Genomic DNA, 17,431 nt, shown 5'->3' with positions numbered 1-17,431 from the left:
TTTCAAAATCCTATAGTTTTTTAAATACTTCTACCATCCCATTGTAAGCAGAATCATTGTAAGGCTGTTTGCAAGGGTTCGTATAATCCTCGAAACTAGACTTTGCAATTTTTGCGAATCCCTTTACTTCCTCATACTCTTTTAAAGTAGGTCTTTTTATAACCCCAGCATCTATGGCAGCCCTTACAGGCATAGCCAGATCCTTAGGCTTCTTTTTTACCGATTGATATTCCCTAATCTTAGAAAGAATAACATCAGTTTGAGAAGGTTCTTTTACAAAAGGACACCCAGGAGAGGTTAAATCTTCTGTTGATGAATAATTATCAAACCATCCTTCAGGATATTTTACGTCTAACCTATATTTATCTGCATTACCTTTAAGTATATCTTCGATAATACAAATCTTGTCAAGCGTATAGAAGAATAGAGTTTCTTCTTCCTTTGTTAAACCATTAAGATGATGCATAAAATATTTGGCAACGTGTTCGATTCCATCTTTGTATTGCATACGTTGCATCCAACTTTTACCGAGAGTGGTTTCTCTAAAGCTAGTAATCAGATTATTGCGTTCTTCTTGCAAAACTTCAAGATTGAGCGGAGATGGAGACTCATCCAATATATCCTTTATTTCAGGCAAAGAGTCCTCATACGACATAAACAAACGATAGAGAAAAGCAATCTGTTCACATCCTTTAGGATAATTAGAAGTCTTAGGCTGTACAGAAATAAAAAAATTAAGCCGACTGTTATATTCTTCAATTAGGCTCCCAATAAACATATTTACAAAATTCCTTATACTTTCATCAGCCATATTGTATTCTATTTTACCACAAGCAGTATCAATGAACTGAGGTGAATCCAACGTATAATGATCAAAAGCTTCCTGACCTAAAATTTCCCTTAACATGGCACTGTAAATAGAAGATTTCAGAACTTCTCTCACATTTGGCCAGTTACCTTGGCGAACTATAAGACATTTGCTCTCATCAAGCAGATACTTAGAATAATCAACTTTAGTACAACGTGGGCAGATAAAAGAGAGTAATTCAGCATCGTGTCTTAGTTTAGTCTCAATATTCCACATTTTCTTAACAAAAAAATAGAGCGAGGCTATGAATTCTAAACTCTCTGTTTGAGTAAAGAATAATTCTGCATACGATTTCAGAAAGTCCAAATCTTCTATTTTTACATACAAGAGTTTTTCTTCATAATCTTTTTCTTCGGAAACACTCTTGCGACGACAGAAAGTTTCATATTTCTGTTTATAAGAATGTACCTCTTCTGTTTCAAATCCCAAATGAACATAGTAAACATCACAAAACGTTCTCCAATATTTCTGGTGAAGTTTGGTGATGTCAAATATCATTGACTGTGTTTCTGTCAAGGGCATAAAACTACTCATAGGCATAAATGATTTTTATAGGTTTACAGAATTATCTATTGTTTTAGAACTATATAGGCAAAATATGGGTTCAGAGAATCAAACAACATTCCTGCTTAATTTCTTCTGCAATCTCCTCAATTGGGGCTTGTATGAGTTCGCTCCCTTCAAAATCTCCCAAATCAAGAACTTCTCCCATTGCCTTGAGCAGACGAGCATAAAAGTTCTTATCTCCCGTAAGATGCTGCCAAAAATCAGAACCACACAACACAGGATAATGTGTAGCTATCGTCTTATAATAATCAGAAAGATTATCTTTCTCACCATATAAAACTCCTACTACGAGATCCTCAAACTGTAAGTCTAAACTTGGCTGGCTTATAAGAGGTTTGAAATAACAGAGAACAGAGGCAATATCATCCTTGTTTATCGTTTTGACTCCTGCCTTGAACTGACAGAATTTACGGCGACCATCAACAGCATCAACAAATTCGAAATCAATACCATCAAAATTGGATGCTCCTCCGGTAACTTCCTGAAGCAGGGAAACTAATGACTGAACATTTTGTTCGCTACTTGCATCAATAACCTTATCATATATATATGGATAAACTAAAGCCTTAGCTAAACCAATAATTTGAGAATCTTCCTTTATGAATGCTGCAAGATAGTTGATTAGAAACGGATTTATATCAAAGCTACTCAGATGAAGCTTATTCAGATTCTTCAAATGATTAGGAATGATAATAGAACGGAAATATTGCTTTCCACTTTCTATAATTGCTTGTTTTTGCTGTTCTGTCATTTCCTTATATATTAAATTTTATATTTATAGCCTGCTTTTTATAGCAGAATTGCCTTCAAAGGTACAAAATAATTGCGAAACATCTACATTTTATTATAAATATTAACACAAAAATGTAGAAAAAGACTTACCTAGGGATTTTACCTTTTATACAAGGAAATGAGTATAAAAGCTGATTATGTAAATAATGCTTACCGCCCCAAAACAGAGCAATATTAAAGGAAGAAACTATTCAAAGGATAATAACATAAAAAATACTTAGGATAGCCATGTTCGATATTTTTACTCTTCTATATAAAGAAGCAAAAGAACTGATATCAAAGTGGTTTTATAGATTTCCAAAGGGAAAAACGCAAAAATGCTCTTCCTCACATCAATTCATGCTCCAAAGAAAGGGCATTTATGGCTGAAATGAGAGCGAAGGGAAGGCGAAAAGTGGGGCAAAAAAGCAACGATATTGTAGGAAAGGACGCTGACATATGTAGTTTATTCCCATACATTTATATACAGACAAAAAAAAATAAATGTCTTATTATAAATCATTAATACAAAACAAATTACAAGTACAATACTAGCATAAAAGAGTATTAATTAAAGCCTCAGAATCCGGTCATTAATGCCCGGTCATTTTCGGTCATTAAGGTTTTCGGGGGCGAAAAAGAGAGCTATAATATAATATTAAAATATTTAATATATATTATAGGGGCTAAATGACCGGAAGTGATTTTTCTTAATGACCGATAATGACCGGTCACTAATGACCGGATGCAGCCCGTTGCCATGAATCTCTTCACCTACTCTCGAAAGGCTCCATTTCACAAGATTCCGGAAAACTGAATTCAAGTTGCCGGAAAAGTATTGCTTCCTACAGCGCTTTTTCGTACCTTTGCACCAGCAATCGAAAGAAAGCTATTTTGTACCTAAAGGCGGTCATCTATGAAGACCGAGACAGGGAACAAAAGATGACAGGCGCCGGTCATCAATGAAGACTCTGAAAAGGACAAGAAAAAGCATCTGGGAAATTGTGATTTAATAAACTCTTTAAAGCATAACATAGTATGATTAATTACAGCATCGTAATGCGTAGCGTGAACGCAAATCTTCTGGAAATCAACCAGGCGAAGTCACGCATCAACCAGGCGAAGAAGGAGGGTAAGAATCCTGACCAGAAGGACCTGGAACTCGTGAAGACTGAGAAGCAGAATGCTTTCGCCATCTCACAGTACACTGACATCATGACCATCGAGAAGTTTGCCAAGCACATCACCTCTCATGGCAGTGTCTATTCGAGAGCCGACATCAGCGCCATCCTCTACATCGCCGTAGACTGCATGCGTGAAATGTTGCTCGAGGGCAAGAAAATCCGTCTGGGCGACCTCGGTGATTTCTCTCTCCTTCTCACCTCGAAGGGTGCCGAGGATGCTGACAAGTTCACCGCTCAGAACATCACCGGCGTGAAGGTTCAGTGGGAGCCTGGTCAGGAGTTCAAGAACCTTCGCGATGACGCCGAGTTCAACCTCGTAGCCAGCCGCAGTGCTCAGGCAGCCGTTATCAAGGCGATTAAGGAGGGTAAGACCAACGTTGACCTCAACGCGCCAACTACTCCGGATAATACGCCAGGCGGTTCTACCCCAGGTGGTTCAAACACCGGTCAGACCGGCAGCGATGGCCAAGGCTCTGAATCAGGCGGCGGTACTACCGGCAAGGACAATACTGGCGACGGCCTCGAATAGCCCAAGGATAGACTGGCTAGGGTGCTAACCCCTAGCCCAGCCTATCCGCCCACAAAAAATTCAACATTCAACACTCAACATTCAACATTCAAAAAAGATGAAAGCGAACACTTGGAAAACAATTCTTCAGATAGCCATCAGCATACTGACCGCTATCGCTACTACGCTTGGAGTAACGAGCTGCATGGGATAAAAACCAAAACGACCGCTCACCTCAATATGAGGAGAGCGGCCATTTTTGTTCTACCGAGAATTCCGGTCATGAAGGGTCAAAGTCATGAAGGGTCATTATCATTTTCAAACCGGTGTATCGGTGGCTGAATCATTGAAGAGGGTGGCGGGCATATCTATTTTCCCAGTTGGGAGGGGAATGAAAAGGAATGATTTTCCGGAATCTGACGGAACGAAAAAGCCCCCGATGCATCTCGCACCAGAGGCTCAAGAGTTCATTTAATTTTTATGAAGCACAACCAACTTTTGGTTGCACATCGTTCAAACATACTGTAAAACTGGTTTATCTATCAAGAGACCAGCGTCTAAATCTCCTTTTATTTTGGCAATGCCTTGCCTTATTCTTTTCAAGCTCTTGGCCTGTGGCACCTTGATGCCAGCGGCATATTGCCTGAGCAATGATGCATTCATACCGATATACTTTGCAAAAGCGGAGATACTAATCGTAGTATTAACTATGTTTAAGCTTTCTGACCATCAGAAAACGGTTGCTTGTAAATCCGCTTTAATATTGCTCATGCAGGCGTTGAGTCGCTGATGTCCCCGGCACGGAATCGTGTCGGGGACTGAGTTGAGTTATCGAACATGTTAGCTATGCTAACTGCAATGCACTGATGCGATTGCTTATTTCCTTGACTGCCTGGTTAAAAATGCCTTTCTGCTCCTGGTTGAGCGTATAAATCTTTCCACGCACCTGATATCCGTTGAGACGCTGCAAAAGCCATGATGCGCTCTTATTGAAATAGGTCTTGGCAATATAAGAGATAGGAAGCAGTTTGTAATCCTCCGCATCTATCTGGCTTCGGAGAGCTTTCATTTCGCTCTCCAGGCGAGTTACATTCTCCTCCACGAATGGTTTTGCCACTTCAGCAACAGCATCCTTATCCATCTTTTCCAACTTAGCGATAATTTCTTTTTTTCGCTCTTCGCTCCTTGCATCGGTATTACCAGCAAGAGACTGATATTCCTCCAATAAAATCTTAATATTTTCCATATCAATAATATATTTTATAATCTCCTCCCAAAGGAGGGGAAGTGAAACTTTACTTTCTATTCTTCATCAGTCTTGAAAGGTCATCTAAGAGATAATCAAGTCTCTTTTCGATTTCCTTCTGTGAAAGACCGGTGAATTTCACGATTCGGAGAAAGTCTTCGATTTCCTTCTTCTTTCTCTCGATTTCATTTTCTAAATCTTCTTGCATAGCTTAAAAATCTACTTGATTAAACATGTTCCTTAACTCGATTGCAAAGGTACATAATAATTTTAATATGTACAAATATCCCATAATAAATTTATTATGTATAACACATTTTTAACGTCTTGATACGGGAAATGAGCGGAAAAAAAGCGTATCTTTGCAGGAAAGAAATGTTTCACCTATTTATATATATAAGGTATGGAAAAGATAATAAGTAATAAGGCAGCCTCCTTTGTCAGCATGGAGCTTGCCAGATATGCGCTGGAACGGGCAGACCTGAGAGCCAGCAGCATCCTGACCGCTATCGCTACTACGCTCGGAGTAACGAGCAGCATGGGATAAAACAAAAACGAGGGTGTGTCACAAGCCACACCCTCTCTTTTTTTGTTTCTACCTAAAAGCCGGTCATGAAGGGTCAAAGTCATTAAGGGTCATTATCATTTTCAAACCCTAAAGATTCCGGTCATTTCCGGTCATGGTCATTTCCGGTCATTTTCATTTTCTTATGCCTTGCCCCCTAGAGAAAAATCAAACCGGTGTATCGGTGGCTGAATCCTTGAAGAGGTCATCGGCTGATGGAATCTCATCTTCATCAAACCACTTCTTCAACTTGTCCTGAGCCTTTGCTTTTACATCTTCTGAAACCTCACCCCAAACTTTCTTGAGCACAAACAGCAATACGGCAAGGTCATCGCCCAAACCGGCAATAGGTATGGCGTCTGGAATCACATCGAGCGGACTGATGAGATAACCCAAGGCTCCTACAATCAGAGCCTTGTCCTTCAGCGAAACCTTGTCACTCTCTAACGTATAATAGAGAATGAGCGCTGTATAAACCATCTTGGCACCGGCACGTTTGGCAACATGCGAAATCTTCTCGACAAATGCACGCTGGGTGAATTTGTCCTTATAGTCCATAAAGTCTGGTAATGTCATACTACTTATAGTTTATAGTTTATAATTTATAGTTTACAGTTACGACCGCTTCTCGTAGAAGAGGACTGCCTTGATGAAGGTCTCCATCTTAGGCTCCTTATGATGGCTCACGCGATAGGCGATGATCATCTGAAGAAGTGCCTTGACAAAACACGCCAGCAGCAGACCGATGATGACGGCTATGACCGTGGCGAGCATCTTGCCGTTGTCGTAGACGGGTGACTTGTCCGGGAAACAGGACAGCACCAGTACGGGGAGGACGGTGATGAAACCGCCGATGGTGAGCTGGCTGCGCTTGGAACCGCCCATGTCGAGTATTGCCTGCTTATCGAAAAGATAATCATCCAGCTCCATACGGGTAATGCCGTAGTTCTCAAACTTTGGAAAATCGGGCTCATTGCCATATTTCTCAATCTTGCCCGTTACCTTATGTTCGAAATCATCTAATATCTGCTTTTCCGGTTCTCTGAGTTTCATAATCTTGCTAGTTTTTAAAATCGTTTAAAAGTGAATGCATCTTATACCTTATTATATATAAAGGCTGCGATGCAGAAAAAGAAAAAGAAAACAGTGCCCCTGTAAGCCGAGTTCTGTGTTCTTACATCAGATATGCTGTTATGCTGTGTTCATATCAGATATAAGAATGTCTGTCATTTATCTAGTCCCAAAGTCACCCTTGGGCTCAAGCACTCTACCCTCCACAGCAGCCCTAAGGCAATCGGACGAGCCGCCCTCAATCTGCGGTATACATGAGCTTACAGCTCCCAGATGGCACAGCCTGGCGATCACCCGCCAGCTGGTGGTCTCTTACACCACCTTCTCACCCTTACTCTCACCACCCCAGACTGGACAAACGGGATAAGTGAAAGCGGTTATTTTCTTCTACCGACACCTACTGTCACCAATAGCTTCTAGTTTCGGAAGTGGGATGCTCTATGCTGCCCGGACTTTCCTCTCGCACCTGAAAGATGCCAGCGACAGACCGGAGCACTGCTTTCGACATGCAAAAGTACAAAAAACTTTTGATACTATCGCATGATTCCTCACTTTTTTATGCATCATTAATTATTCGCAAGGCTGTTTTTCACTCTTTTCCCCGGTAAAACCGAGTTTCTGAGTCCCTATTGTTTAACAGATATTTATCAATCAGCAGAAGATAGTTACATATACAGAACTAACGTTTTCGTGCTTACATTCAAATATTTGTAAATTTAGGGAATTTCTTGTTTAATAGCCGTTAAAGTGTTAATTTGAAATGTTAAAACGGAATAAATTTATGCACAGAATGAAGCGTATCTCAAAAAATGACCCTATATTTGCAACCGGAAAACAGAGCGGTGCATGACAAGCTGACTTTTGGCATGATATTAGCTGTTGCAGTTCCAAGGAAAAGAAAAGTAAACAATAAAAAAATAAAGAGACATGAAAAAATTAAGTAATTATGTTGTGGCTGTGCTCTGCGTTGGTTCGCTCGCATTTTCAGCCGGTGCTTTCATGAAAGTAAATGCTACACCTGCAGCTACCGCTGCGCCAGCAGGGCAGCCTGTAGACTTAACCTATGCTGCCGAGAAGGCGCTGCCTGCTGTAGTACATATTAAATACGTACAGAACTCGAAGGTGAAGACGGTAGATGTGCAGGACGACCCATTCGGAGGTTTCTTCGACCCGTTCGGCTTCTTCGGCAACCCGGGACAGGGCAACGGAGGTACACGCAAGCAGAAAGTACAGACTCCGAAGAGAGAGGCTACCGGTTCGGGCGTCATCATCAGCGCAGACGGTTACATCGTTACCAACAACCACGTGGTAGAAGGTGCTGACGAGCTGACCGTAACGCTGAACGACAACCGTGAATACTCTGCACGCATCATCGGAACCGACAAGAGTACCGACCTCGCCCTCATCAAGGTAGACGGCAAGAACCTGCCTACCCTGCCTATCGCCGACAGCGACAAGGTGAAGGTGGGTGAATGGGTCATCGCAGTGGGCAATCCATTCGGCCTGAACAATACGGTTACAGCCGGCATTATCTCTGCCAAGGCACGTTCACTCGGTGCCAACGGTGTAGAGAGTTTCATCCAGACCGATGCTGCCATCAACGCAGGTAACTCGGGCGGTGCACTCGTCAACACCCAGGGCGAACTGGTAGGCATCAACGCCATGCTCTATTCACAGACCGGTTCTTACTCCGGCTATGGTTTCGCCATTCCTACCTCTATCATGAATAAGGTGGTAGACGACCTGAAGAAATACGGCAGCGTACAGCGCGTGATGCTGAGCATACAGGGAAGCGATGTGCTGAACTATATCAACGCCCAGAAGGAGAACGGCAAGGATGTGAACCTGGGAACCAATGAGGGTGTTTACATTGCCAAGGTTGATGAAGACGGCAACGGTGCTGATGCAGGACTGAAGGAAGGTGACGTGATTACCAAGGTTGACGGCAAGAAGGTGACCAAGATGGCTGAGCTGCAGGAAATCCTGAACGGCAAGCGCCCTGGCGACAAGATGAGCATCACCTACCTGCGCAACAAGAAGGCAAGCACCAAGACCATCACGCTGAAGAATGCCCAGGGTAATACTTCGGTTATCAAGAGTGCCGACCTCGACGTGCTCGGCGGCAGCTTCCGCCCTATTACTGAGAGCCAGAAGAACCAGCTCAACATCAAGTATGGTGTAGAGGTGATGAAGGTGAACAGCGGCGCCCTGAAGGATGGTGGCATTTCACGCGGTTTCATCATCCAGCGCATCAACGACAACAACATCACATCGCTCGATGACCTGCAGAAGGCTGTAAAGAGTGCTTCTACCAGCAAGGACCCAGTGCTCTACATCCAGGGTATATGGCCAACAGGCAAGAAGGCTTACTTCGCTGTTCCGCTGCAGAAAGACTAAGGGTAAGAGTTTTAAGAGAAACGTCTCATGATTGAGTAGTGAAAAAGGCTTTTTTACTGCCAAAAAACTCAAGAAACAGACAAAAAACAATAAAATAGTAGGTATTTCTGAAAAATATCTACTATTTTTTTTGGTATTTAAACAAAAAAGTGTATTTTTGCAACTACTTAAAATTTGATGCCAGCATGAGACAATTAAAAATTACTCAGTCAATTACGAATCGCGCAAGCGCATCGTTGGAAAAATATCTTCAAGATATTGCTCATGAGGAGCTGCTCTCTACAGATGAAGAGGTGGAGCTCGCTCAGCGTATAAGAAAAGGTGACCGTAGGGCATTGGAGAGATTAACAAAAGCCAATCTCCGTTTCGTGGTGTCTGTTGCCAAACAATACCAGAACCAGGGGCTCAGTTTGCCTGATCTTATCAACGAAGGAAATGTGGGGCTTATCAAAGCCGCACAGAAGTTTGATGAAACCCGAGGCTTTAAGTTCATCTCTTACGCCGTATGGTGGATTCGCCAGAGCATTCTGCAGGCCATAGCCGAGCAGAGCAGAATTGTGCGCCTTCCGCTCAACCAGGTGGGAAGCGTTAACAAGATTAACAGAGAAATGAGTAAGTTCGAACAGGAGTTTGAACGCAAACCGAGTTTAGACGAAATGGTTGACCGCGTAGACTTGCCGGAAGACAAGATAGAGGACGCCATGAAGGCTTCGTCAACAAGCCGCCACCTGAGCGTGGATGCTCCTTTTTCTGATGATGAAGAGGGCAGCATGCTCGACCTGCTGGCCAATTCGGATGATCCGACCGACAATGAACTGCTGACAGAGTCGCTGAGAGCAGAAATAGAAAGACTGCTCAAGACGCTGCCGGACAAAGACCAGAAAATCATTGCTGCCTTCTATGGCATAGGAACACCTGAACTGACGCTCGAAGAAATCGGAACCAAGTATCATCTCACCAGGGAAAGAGTACGCCAGATCAAGGAAAAAACGATAAGGCGACTCCGGAACAAAACGACAGATAAACTGCTGAAGTCCTATCTGGGATAAGGAAAGATCCTGCATGACTGATGGGGCAGACAGCACAAAACAAAATAAGACAGAAAAAGAAATGAAAATTACAAAAATTGCATTAGCATCTATTGCATTAGCATGTTTCAGCTCGCTCTCTGCATCAGCCAAGAACGAAGTTAAGACTGCATACATCTTTGGATTTGCCTCGTCGTTTAATGACTCTACAGTCTATTTCACAGACGTTCAGAAGGTTGATTCTGCCTATTTCACCCGCAAGAACAAGTTTCTGGTAAGCCGCGAGAACTATTCATACCAGTTGCGCGACTATCTGGAGCAGAAAGGTGCCGGCAACCGCACGTGTATCGTGATGTTCGACTTCAACCAGAAGAAGGCTGAAAAGAAATGGAACAAACTCTATGCAAGATACGTTCAGAAGCCAAAGGCTAAGAAGGCAAAGAACGGACAGCAGATGAACGATGCGCCTAGCCCTTATCAGGTGAAGACCATCAACCCTACAGATTTTCATTTTTCATCTGTTCAGCCAAACGATGAAGAGGTTGAAGAGGTAAAAGTGAAGAAGGCTAAAAAAGCCAAGAAAGAAAAGCGCAGAAAAGGCGCTAAAACTGAATAAGAAGTCAAACGATCCTTACTCCGCAAAGTAATAAGGTTAACATTAAATTAAGAAGCCATTCCCGTTTTCTGCCGGGAATGGCTTCACTTTTTTATATCATATCATTTTCTACTTCAAATTCTGCTTGAACCAGTCAGCTATCTGGCGAAGCAGATGGTTGCGGGTATTGCCACCCGAAATGCCGTGATTACGGTTCGTGTACCACAGGGTCTTGAAGTCCTTGTCTGCCTGAACCAACGCCTCAGCATATTCGAAGGTATTCTGCGGATGCACATTGTCATCTGCCAATCCGTGACAGATAAGCAACGCACCATGCTGCTGCTTTACACGCTCGATAGGGTTCACCTTGTAACCCTCTTCGTTCTCCTTAGGAGTGCGCATGTAGCGCTCAGTATAAACCGAATCATAGAAGCGGTAGCAGGTAGGAGGAGCCACAGCCACACCTGCCTTGAACACAGGACGGCCCTCGCTCATACTCATCAGCGTATTGAAACCACCATAGCTCCAGCCCCAAATGCCGATATTATCCTTGTCTACATAAGGCAGAGAACCCATGTAGAGAGCTGTCTCAACCTGGTCTTTCGACTCTAAATCGCCCAGACAGAGATAAGTAGACTTCTCAAACTCAGCTCCTCTACCGCCTGTTCCACGACCATCTACGCAGGCAATGATGAATCCTTCCTGAGCAAGATAATAATCGAAAGCACCGCCATTGCCCATACTGCCCGTGCTCCATGAATCGAGCACCTGCTGGTTGCCCGGACCGGAATACTGGAAGAGGATGACAGGATACTTCTTGCTGGCGTCGAAATCTACAGGCTTCACCATCCAGCCGTCCAGTTTCACACCTTCGGAAGTGGTGAAAGAGAAAGTCTCGCGCTTGCCCCAATTATACTTTCGGGTCTTTTCGAGCAGCTGCTTGTTGTCTTCCAATGTCTTGATGAGCTTGCCCTTGTTGCTGCGTACGGTGAAGACATAAGGATGGCTGTAGCTGCTCCAGGTATTGACGAAATAGCGGTAATCGCCCGAGAAGTTAGCCGAGTTGGAACCAGCCGCATCGGTAAGGCGCTCCACCTTTCCGTTCTTATGAGCCACGTAAACCTGGCGGTCGTGCGCATTGAGCTTGGCAGCCTGGAAATATACATCGCCCGTCTTCTCATCCATTCCGTAGATAGAGGTAACATCATAGTTGCCCTTCTCTACCTGGCGCAGGAGCTTGCCGTTCATATCATAGAGATAGAGATGCATGAAGCCGTCGCGGTCGCTAGGCAGCAGGATATTCTTCTTGCCCACGATACTGTTTTCAATCACCTCTTCCTTTACAAACTTAGGCACACTCTCCTTGATGAGCATCCTGCTCTTGCCGGTGAAAGGATTGACTGCATAGAGGCGCATGTCGTCCTGATGGCGGTTCATCGTATAGACAATCAGACTGTTGGCATCTGGCGATGTCTTGATGCGTGGATAATAGCCGTCGGAATCTACAGGCACATCGAGCGCCACGGTCTTGCCGTTCTTCATATCATAGCTCCAGAGGCTCACCTTAGAGTTGTCCTGTCCAGCCTTAGGATATTTATAGGAATACTCTCCCGGATAGTCGTGATACTCGCTATGGGTAGGATGAGAACCTTCGAACATCTGCAGAGAATAAGTCTTTACGTGCGATTCGTCGAAGCGTATCCATCCGATGGCAGTTCCATCCGCATTCCATGCAAAGGCGCGGTTGAAGCTGAACTCCTCTTCGTAAACCCAATCAGGAATACCATTGATTACCTCGTTGAACTTACCGTCGCGGGTAATCTGGGTTTCCTTATCTCCATCGGTAACAAAGAGATTGTTATCCTTTACGAAGGCGATGTGGCGTGAATCAGGCGACCAGGTAGCCACCTGCTGGTTAACGCCCTGGGAAAGTTTCTTCAAACTCTTCTTGGCAATATCGTATACGAAATACTCAGCCTTGAACGAGCGGCGGTAGATAGCCTCGCGATGGGTCATGATAAGCAATTTCTTACCATCAGGACTGATTACATAACCCTCTATCTGTTCGAAGGGAGCCTTGACGGCGTTCACATCGAAGAGGATGCTCATCTGCTTGCCCGTCTTGAACGAATAACTGATAACCTGCTTGCCATCATTGCTGATAGAAGCGTACAAATCGGTGCCATCAATAGGGTTAATACCGGTAACATAAGAGGCAGCAAACTCGCCGGAGGTAATGGCCTTCAGGTCGAGTTTATCTGCAGCTTGCATTGCTGAAACCATCATGACAGTTGCAATAAAAACTGGGAATCTTTTCATGTGTTAATCTTTATGTAATGCCTCAATAGGCGAATAATCTTCGTCCTTGAGCAGTTCTTTTACTGTTACTTTAGGGTTGCGCTTTACATAAGCGTTGATTGTATTCACATACTTGGTCTTGAAAATCTCCTTGCCCATCGCCTTGTTTACAGCCCACATAATCTTGCCCATGTGCAGATCGCGGTCGAGCTGCGGACGGGTGTCGAACTGATCCATCGGATAGATGCTCAGCAGATAGAAGGTAAGGCAATCAGGCACAATATACTGGCGCGACATGGTGCTGCGCTGCTGCGGCGTATAGAACTTCTTGTAGAGCGGATAGTTTTCGCCCATGTATTTATCGAGCGAAATTCCTACTGAGTGCTGTCCTACTACGATGCTCTGGTCGAGAGCGCCAATCTGGGCATAGAAACAAGGCTGCTGGAGCTCCGGAATCCAACTGTTCAGACGCGAGAAGGCAGATTTCAGCTGCTCGTTGATGTCATCCATATTGGCAAATTCTGCCTCAGCATCGGCAATAAGTGCCTGCAGGGTAGAATCCTGATAGAACATGAGGAAACGGTTGCTGATATTGGCGTCGGTAATGGTGCCAAGCTGGAGCATTTTCTCTATCAGCGTACGGGTTTCTATCGGGTAATCGGTGTTCATCTGCTGCAGGGCTGAGAAATCACCGGTAGTAAGATATCTGCTTTCCAATCGGTCGTAACGCTGTACCGACAGGGGCACAGCCTCTCCTTCCTCGTTCGGCTTGAACTTAAACTCGCAGGCCGAACTGAGAAGCACAATTGCTAATATGACTATATAATTAAAAAACCTTTTCACGATAATTTACAAATCTTCGAGTTACGACTGCAAAAATACTAAAAATTATTTAAATTACCAAGCTTTTTTGCTAAAAAATTCATACGCATTCGCAAAAAAAATGGGATTTTCTCTTAAATTTGTTTGCAAAATAGCCAGCAATGAGCAAAACGTAAGGCTTTTTTGCTCATTGCTGGCTATTTGCGCAGTTTTTCTGCTTATCGGATGATAAAAGAAACTGCTTATCGGATGATGACAGAAACAGAAACCTGAACCGGCTCTTCTATCTGCTTCTTCCAGGCTTTCAACCACTCATACCACTCCTTCTCGCCCTTGAAACCATAGGTTTCGTTGGCACTGGTATAAGCAAGCTTATAACTGAGCTGGCTGCCTGCAGGTTTCACCACCTGAGTATAGCAATCCTTATTGGCTGGCTGCTGACTTACCAGGGCTGACTGTGGCACATAAATGCCCAAGCCTACGGTCTCCAGCTTGTGCTTTCCATCGTCCTTGCCTGTTGGCCAGTCGCTGCCATAACAGCCTCGCAATCCCTTGCCATCAGCAAATTCGCTGGAACCCTTCACGTTGATGAGTCCTGTAGCAAACTGATAATCAGAAACATCCTTGTTGAAGAATACATCTACATCGAAATCGCGATGACCGGCATAGATGGTGTAACGGATGGTGGCATTGACAGGCTGCAAGCCCGGAGCCGGAACCCAACCCTTATCCACGACTTCGACGATGGCACGGAGCGGACCTTCTGAAATGACGCGCTGCTCCTGGTATTTCACGTTGTTGAACAGCACCTGTTCTTTACCGTCCCAGCCACGGAGCGCACCCAGTCCGTAGGTATTGCCTACCCAGAGGCAATCATCGCCCGAACCAGCCTGAATCTGCTCTTCTGAAGGATAGAACTGCGTATCCTGAACCACCAGTCCCTTGTTGATTTTGCCATAAAGATCGATGGTCTGACGATGGTCGAAATAAACACGCATGGCAATCAGTTCACTTTCGAAGCAGATGCCATGAGAATGGACGTAGTGATAAGGATCCTTGGTTTTCTTATCAAACGAGATGCTACGCAGATAAATATCCTGCCTGTTCTTAGCCAGCTTCCTGTTTCTGCTTGGCAAGCAGAGTTCGGCAAAGGTACGAGCCGGATACTGTGCCTGCTCACCCTCACGATAGAGGTACACCTGATAGGTCTTGGTTTCTTTCTTGCCCAAATCGGCAAGGAAACAGAGTTCATCGTTGGTACAATCGCGGTTGGTGTCATCGAGCTGTGAAGGAATCTCCTTGCCGTCAACGGTTACTACAGCGCGCTGAATGTCGCCGATAGCGCCCAACTTGCTGAGATCTACCACCACCGGAGCATCGGTTCTTGCCACCTTGGAAGGATTGGAAACCGACACCTGGAAATTAGCCTGCGCCTGGGCTGACAGAACCATCAGCGAAACCAGCGCCATCATCATTTGTTTTTTCTTCATAGATTTTTAAGTTTGAAGTTTGTTTTATTATTGTCTACAACTGCGAGAAGAGTTTCTTGCCCTTGGCGTAATATTGCCAGATGATAGAGAGATTGTAAACCTGCGGAATCTCCTCCTTCACCCTACCCGCCTGTATCTTTCTGCGATCTTCGTCAAATTCATGTTTCCATGCCTTGAAAGCCCTGCGCGCCTTGAAGATAGCCTTGAAGTCGCCCCAGTTGCGATTCAGAACCAATGTCTCGAAAGCAGCAAGGTAATCCAGGAATCTGCGCATACGCATTACATGAGACAACTCCGTATCACTCAGATTCTTATAAAGCATGGTTAAATTGTTTCTAAAATTCAGATAAGTCTTCATCGGATTGCTTTTCGGCAGGGTTCCACCACCCACATGATAAACCTCACTCTCAGGAATGCAATAGATTCTTCTGCCCATCAGACGCAAGCGCCAGCAAAGATCTATCTCTTCATTATGGGCAAAGAAGCGGCCGTCTAAACCGCCGGCAGTCCAATAATCCTTTGAGCGGATCATCATACAGGCACCCGTAGCCCACAAGATTTCCTGCTGGTAATCATACTGCCCGTTATCGCGCTCTACCGTATCAAAGATGCGGCCGCGACAGAACGGATAGCCGTATTTGTCGAGGAATCCGCCGCAAGCGCCAGCATACTCAAAACTGTCCTTATCGTATTCCGCAAGCAGCTTAGGCTGGCAGGCAGCCACCTGCTGATGCGAATCCATAAACTCGATGAGCGGTGTAAGCCAATGATGCGAAACCTCCACATCGCTATTCAGGAGCACATAATACGTTGCATCAATCTGCTTCAAGGCACGGTTATAGCCTTCAGCAAAGCCGAAATTCTGCTCCAGCACGATGGTCTTCACCTGAGGAAACTGAGTCTCCAGAAGGTGCATCGAACCATCAGAGGAAGAATTGTCTGCCACCCAGATTTCAGCATCCTGACGGGAATATTCGATGACATTCGGAAGATACTTTGCCAGCATCTTCTGTCCATTCCAGTTTAATATAACGATTGCTACTTTTGCCATATTTATTGTAAACTCTTTAATCTGTTATTCAGGAGATTGGTAAACTCATAGTTCTTGAGTCCCCATTTGGGAGCAATCAGCAGTTCTTTGGGCGACTGACTGACGAAGCGCTCCAGCACCAAATCCTTTCTGAGCAGACGGATGTATTTCACGATGACATCAATATATTCCTCTACCGTGTAAACATGGAAGGGATGCTCAGCATATTCCTGTGCCAGCCGAGTGCCCCTGATAATCTGCATCTGATGAATCTTGAGAATATCAAGCGGCAAGGAAGAGATGAGAGGAGCCTGGCGCAGACTTTCTTCCGCATCTTCTCCCGGCAAACCGATGATGATGTGGCCGCCCGTAAGGATTCCCCTGGCATGAGTACGCTCTACGGCACTACGGCAACAGGCAAAATCATGTCCACGGTTGATGCGTTTCAAGGTTTCATCATTGGCACTCTCAATGCCATATTCCACCAGCACGAAGGTTCGGCGGTTCAGTTCTTCCAGATAATCGAGCAATTCATCGCTCACACAATCCGGACGGGTTCCGATAACGATTCCCACCACATCTGCCACCTCAAGAGCCTCTTCATACATCTGCCTCAGTTGCTCCACCCTGGCGTATGTATTGGTATAAGCCTGGAAATAAGCCAGATATTTCATATCAGGATACTTCCTGCTGAAGAAAGCCTTTCCCTCCTCCAGCTGTTCAGTAATCGACTTTTTCCGGTCGCAATAGCTCGGATTGAAGGTGCGGTTGTCGCAATACGTACATCCGCCACTCGAAATCCTTCCATCTCTGTTAGGACAGGAGAATCCCGCGTCTATCGAAATCTTCTGAACACGGAAATCAGGAAACTGCTTCCGGATCCATGTTCCAAAATCGTTGTAATACATTGGACTTTGAACTTTACGATTAACCCTTTTTACTTAGCCCTATTAACTATAAACTATCAATTATAAACTATCAACAAGCCCTA

The 17,431-nt window shown here is 44.5% G+C and carries 18 protein-coding genes and 1 other RNA gene; 6 read left to right on the top strand and 13 right to left on the bottom strand.

All coding sequences use genetic code 11. The features are described 5' to 3' along the window. Positions 1-10: 10 nt before the first annotated feature. Entirely contained in the window at positions 11-1,402 is a 1,392-nt protein-coding gene (locus ONT08_RS07905) for a hypothetical protein (RefSeq protein ID WP_264959656.1), read from the bottom strand. A 70-nt stretch (positions 1,403-1,472) separates the two neighbouring features. After that, on the bottom strand, positions 1,473-2,186 hold the full coding sequence (locus tag ONT08_RS07900) for a PmeII family type II restriction endonuclease (RefSeq protein ID WP_117588194.1): 714 nt from the start codon (positions 2,184-2,186) through the stop codon (positions 1,473-1,475). A 1,058-nt stretch (positions 2,187-3,244) separates the two neighbouring features. Between ONT08_RS07900 and ONT08_RS07895 the strand changes: the two genes are divergently transcribed. Together ONT08_RS07895 and ONT08_RS07890 are read left to right on the top strand one after the other, a co-directional pair. Further along, on the top strand, positions 3,245-3,919 hold the full coding sequence (locus ONT08_RS07895) for an HU family DNA-binding protein (protein WP_437183603.1): 675 nt from the start codon (positions 3,245-3,247) through the stop codon (positions 3,917-3,919). A 97-nt stretch (positions 3,920-4,016) separates the two neighbouring features. Next, on the top strand, positions 4,017-4,112 hold the full coding sequence (locus ONT08_RS07890; protein WP_153072405.1) for a smalltalk protein: 96 nt from the start codon (positions 4,017-4,019) through the stop codon (positions 4,110-4,112). Positions 4,113-4,411: 299 nt separating this feature from the next. Here the strand turns inward: ONT08_RS07890 and ONT08_RS07885 are convergent, their stop codons facing one another. From ONT08_RS07885 to ONT08_RS07875, 3 genes are all read right to left on the bottom strand, one after another. After that, entirely contained in the window at positions 4,412-4,561 is a 150-nt protein-coding gene (locus tag ONT08_RS07885; RefSeq protein ID WP_254973377.1) for a hypothetical protein, read from the bottom strand. Between the two features lie 181 nt (positions 4,562-4,742). Then, positions 4,743-5,144, bottom strand: coding sequence for a DUF5053 domain-containing protein (locus ONT08_RS07880; protein WP_006847481.1), 402 nt, complete (start codon positions 5,142-5,144; stop codon positions 4,743-4,745). 49 nt (positions 5,145-5,193) lie between these two features. Further along, positions 5,194-5,352 (bottom strand): hypothetical protein, encoded by a 159-nt coding sequence (locus tag ONT08_RS07875; protein ID WP_153081167.1) that lies wholly within the window; start codon positions 5,350-5,352, stop codon positions 5,194-5,196. Between the two features lie 195 nt (positions 5,353-5,547). Here ONT08_RS07875 and ONT08_RS07870 point away from each other — a divergent pair, with 195 nt between their 5' ends. After that, the gene (locus ONT08_RS07870; RefSeq protein WP_006847479.1) at positions 5,548-5,691 is read left to right on the top strand and encodes a hypothetical protein; all 144 of its coding nucleotides are present in this window, start codon (positions 5,548-5,550) and stop codon (positions 5,689-5,691) included. Positions 5,692-5,877: 186 nt separating this feature from the next. Here the strand turns inward: ONT08_RS07870 and ONT08_RS07865 are convergent, their stop codons facing one another. From ONT08_RS07865 to rnpB, 3 genes are all read right to left on the bottom strand, one after another. Further along, on the bottom strand, positions 5,878-6,285 hold the full coding sequence (locus ONT08_RS07865; protein ID WP_118080795.1) for a YkvA family protein: 408 nt from the start codon (positions 6,283-6,285) through the stop codon (positions 5,878-5,880). A gap of 39 nt (positions 6,286-6,324) precedes the next feature. Beyond that, positions 6,325-6,762, bottom strand: a complete 438-nt coding sequence (locus tag ONT08_RS07860; protein WP_119236162.1) for a hypothetical protein — start codon at positions 6,760-6,762, stop codon at positions 6,325-6,327. Between the two features lie 86 nt (positions 6,763-6,848). After that, positions 6,849-7,279, bottom strand: an RNA gene (gene rnpB, locus ONT08_RS07855) — RNase P RNA component class A. 428 nt (positions 7,280-7,707) lie between these two features. On the opposite strand from rnpB, the gene ONT08_RS07850 reads away from it, so the two are divergent. From ONT08_RS07850 to ONT08_RS07840, 3 genes are all read left to right on the top strand, one after another. Then, complete coding sequence (locus ONT08_RS07850) at positions 7,708-9,177, top strand: trypsin-like peptidase domain-containing protein (RefSeq protein ID WP_254973373.1); 1,470 nt, start codon at positions 7,708-7,710, stop codon at positions 9,175-9,177. A gap of 185 nt (positions 9,178-9,362) precedes the next feature. Continuing rightward, positions 9,363-10,226: a sigma-70 family RNA polymerase sigma factor gene (locus ONT08_RS07845; protein ID WP_119236163.1), complete on the top strand. Its 864-nt coding sequence runs from the start codon at positions 9,363-9,365 to the stop codon at positions 10,224-10,226. A 61-nt stretch (positions 10,227-10,287) separates the two neighbouring features. After that, the gene (locus ONT08_RS07840; RefSeq protein ID WP_264959655.1) at positions 10,288-10,821 is read left to right on the top strand and encodes a hypothetical protein; all 534 of its coding nucleotides are present in this window, start codon (positions 10,288-10,290) and stop codon (positions 10,819-10,821) included. A gap of 108 nt (positions 10,822-10,929) precedes the next feature. Here ONT08_RS07840 and ONT08_RS07835 read toward each other — a convergent pair whose 3' ends face one another. The 5 genes from ONT08_RS07835 to ONT08_RS07815 form a co-directional block, all read right to left on the bottom strand. After that, the gene (locus ONT08_RS07835; protein WP_264959654.1) at positions 10,930-13,119 is read right to left on the bottom strand and encodes a S9 family peptidase; all 2,190 of its coding nucleotides are present in this window, start codon (positions 13,117-13,119) and stop codon (positions 10,930-10,932) included. Positions 13,120-13,122: 3 nt separating this feature from the next. Beyond that, positions 13,123-13,902, bottom strand: a complete 780-nt coding sequence (locus ONT08_RS07830) for a gliding motility protein GldB (RefSeq protein WP_254973369.1) — start codon at positions 13,900-13,902, stop codon at positions 13,123-13,125. A 260-nt stretch (positions 13,903-14,162) separates the two neighbouring features. Beyond that, positions 14,163-15,410, bottom strand: a complete 1,248-nt coding sequence (locus ONT08_RS07825) for a DUF4861 domain-containing protein (RefSeq protein WP_264959653.1) — start codon at positions 15,408-15,410, stop codon at positions 14,163-14,165. A gap of 34 nt (positions 15,411-15,444) precedes the next feature. Beyond that, a complete protein-coding gene (locus ONT08_RS07820) occupies positions 15,445-16,461 on the bottom strand; it encodes a glycosyltransferase family 2 protein (protein ID WP_119236165.1) in 1,017 nt (338 codons plus the stop codon). A 2-nt stretch (positions 16,462-16,463) separates the two neighbouring features. Then, entirely contained in the window at positions 16,464-17,348 is an 885-nt protein-coding gene (locus ONT08_RS07815) for a TIGR01212 family radical SAM protein (protein WP_118254083.1), read from the bottom strand. Positions 17,349-17,431: the final 83 nt, after the last annotated feature.

Source organism: Segatella copri, from assembly GCF_026015465.1.
GTDB lineage: Bacteria > Bacteroidota > Bacteroidia > Bacteroidales > Bacteroidaceae > Prevotella > Prevotella copri_E.
The sequence above is the reverse complement of the archived record's forward strand: the minus strand, read 5'-3'. Positions and strand labels throughout refer to the sequence as shown.

Coding starts and splice junctions, on each gene's coding strand:
- ONT08_RS07885 (WP_254973377.1), bottom strand. CDS start 4,561: ATGAATGCATCATTGCTCAGGCAATATGCCGCTGGCATCAAGGTGCCA.
- ONT08_RS07900 (WP_117588194.1), bottom strand. CDS start 2,186: ATGACAGAACAGCAAAAACAAGCAATTATAGAAAGTGGAAAGCAATAT.
- ONT08_RS07875 (WP_153081167.1), bottom strand. CDS start 5,352: ATGCAAGAAGATTTAGAAAATGAAATCGAGAGAAAGAAGAAGGAAATC.
- ONT08_RS07905 (WP_264959656.1), bottom strand. CDS start 1,402: ATGAGTAGTTTTATGCCCTTGACAGAAACACAGTCAATGATATTTGAC.
- ONT08_RS07895 (WP_437183603.1), top strand. CDS start 3,245: ATGATTAATTACAGCATCGTAATGCGTAGCGTGAACGCAAATCTTCTG.
- ONT08_RS07890 (WP_153072405.1), top strand. CDS start 4,017: ATGAAAGCGAACACTTGGAAAACAATTCTTCAGATAGCCATCAGCATA.
- ONT08_RS07815 (WP_118254083.1), bottom strand. CDS start 17,348: ATGTATTACAACGATTTTGGAACATGGATCCGGAAGCAGTTTCCTGAT.
- ONT08_RS07870 (WP_006847479.1), top strand. CDS start 5,548: ATGGAAAAGATAATAAGTAATAAGGCAGCCTCCTTTGTCAGCATGGAG.
- ONT08_RS07850 (WP_254973373.1), top strand. CDS start 7,708: ATGAAAAAATTAAGTAATTATGTTGTGGCTGTGCTCTGCGTTGGTTCG.
- ONT08_RS07840 (WP_264959655.1), top strand. CDS start 10,288: ATGAAAATTACAAAAATTGCATTAGCATCTATTGCATTAGCATGTTTC.
- ONT08_RS07845 (WP_119236163.1), top strand. CDS start 9,363: ATGAGACAATTAAAAATTACTCAGTCAATTACGAATCGCGCAAGCGCA.
- ONT08_RS07865 (WP_118080795.1), bottom strand. CDS start 6,285: ATGACATTACCAGACTTTATGGACTATAAGGACAAATTCACCCAGCGT.
- ONT08_RS07825 (WP_264959653.1), bottom strand. CDS start 15,410: ATGAAGAAAAAACAAATGATGATGGCGCTGGTTTCGCTGATGGTTCTG.
- ONT08_RS07880 (WP_006847481.1), bottom strand. CDS start 5,144: ATGGAAAATATTAAGATTTTATTGGAGGAATATCAGTCTCTTGCTGGT.
- ONT08_RS07860 (WP_119236162.1), bottom strand. CDS start 6,762: ATGAAACTCAGAGAACCGGAAAAGCAGATATTAGATGATTTCGAACAT.
- ONT08_RS07835 (WP_264959654.1), bottom strand. CDS start 13,119: ATGAAAAGATTCCCAGTTTTTATTGCAACTGTCATGATGGTTTCAGCA.
- ONT08_RS07820 (WP_119236165.1), bottom strand. CDS start 16,461: ATGGCAAAAGTAGCAATCGTTATATTAAACTGGAATGGACAGAAGATG.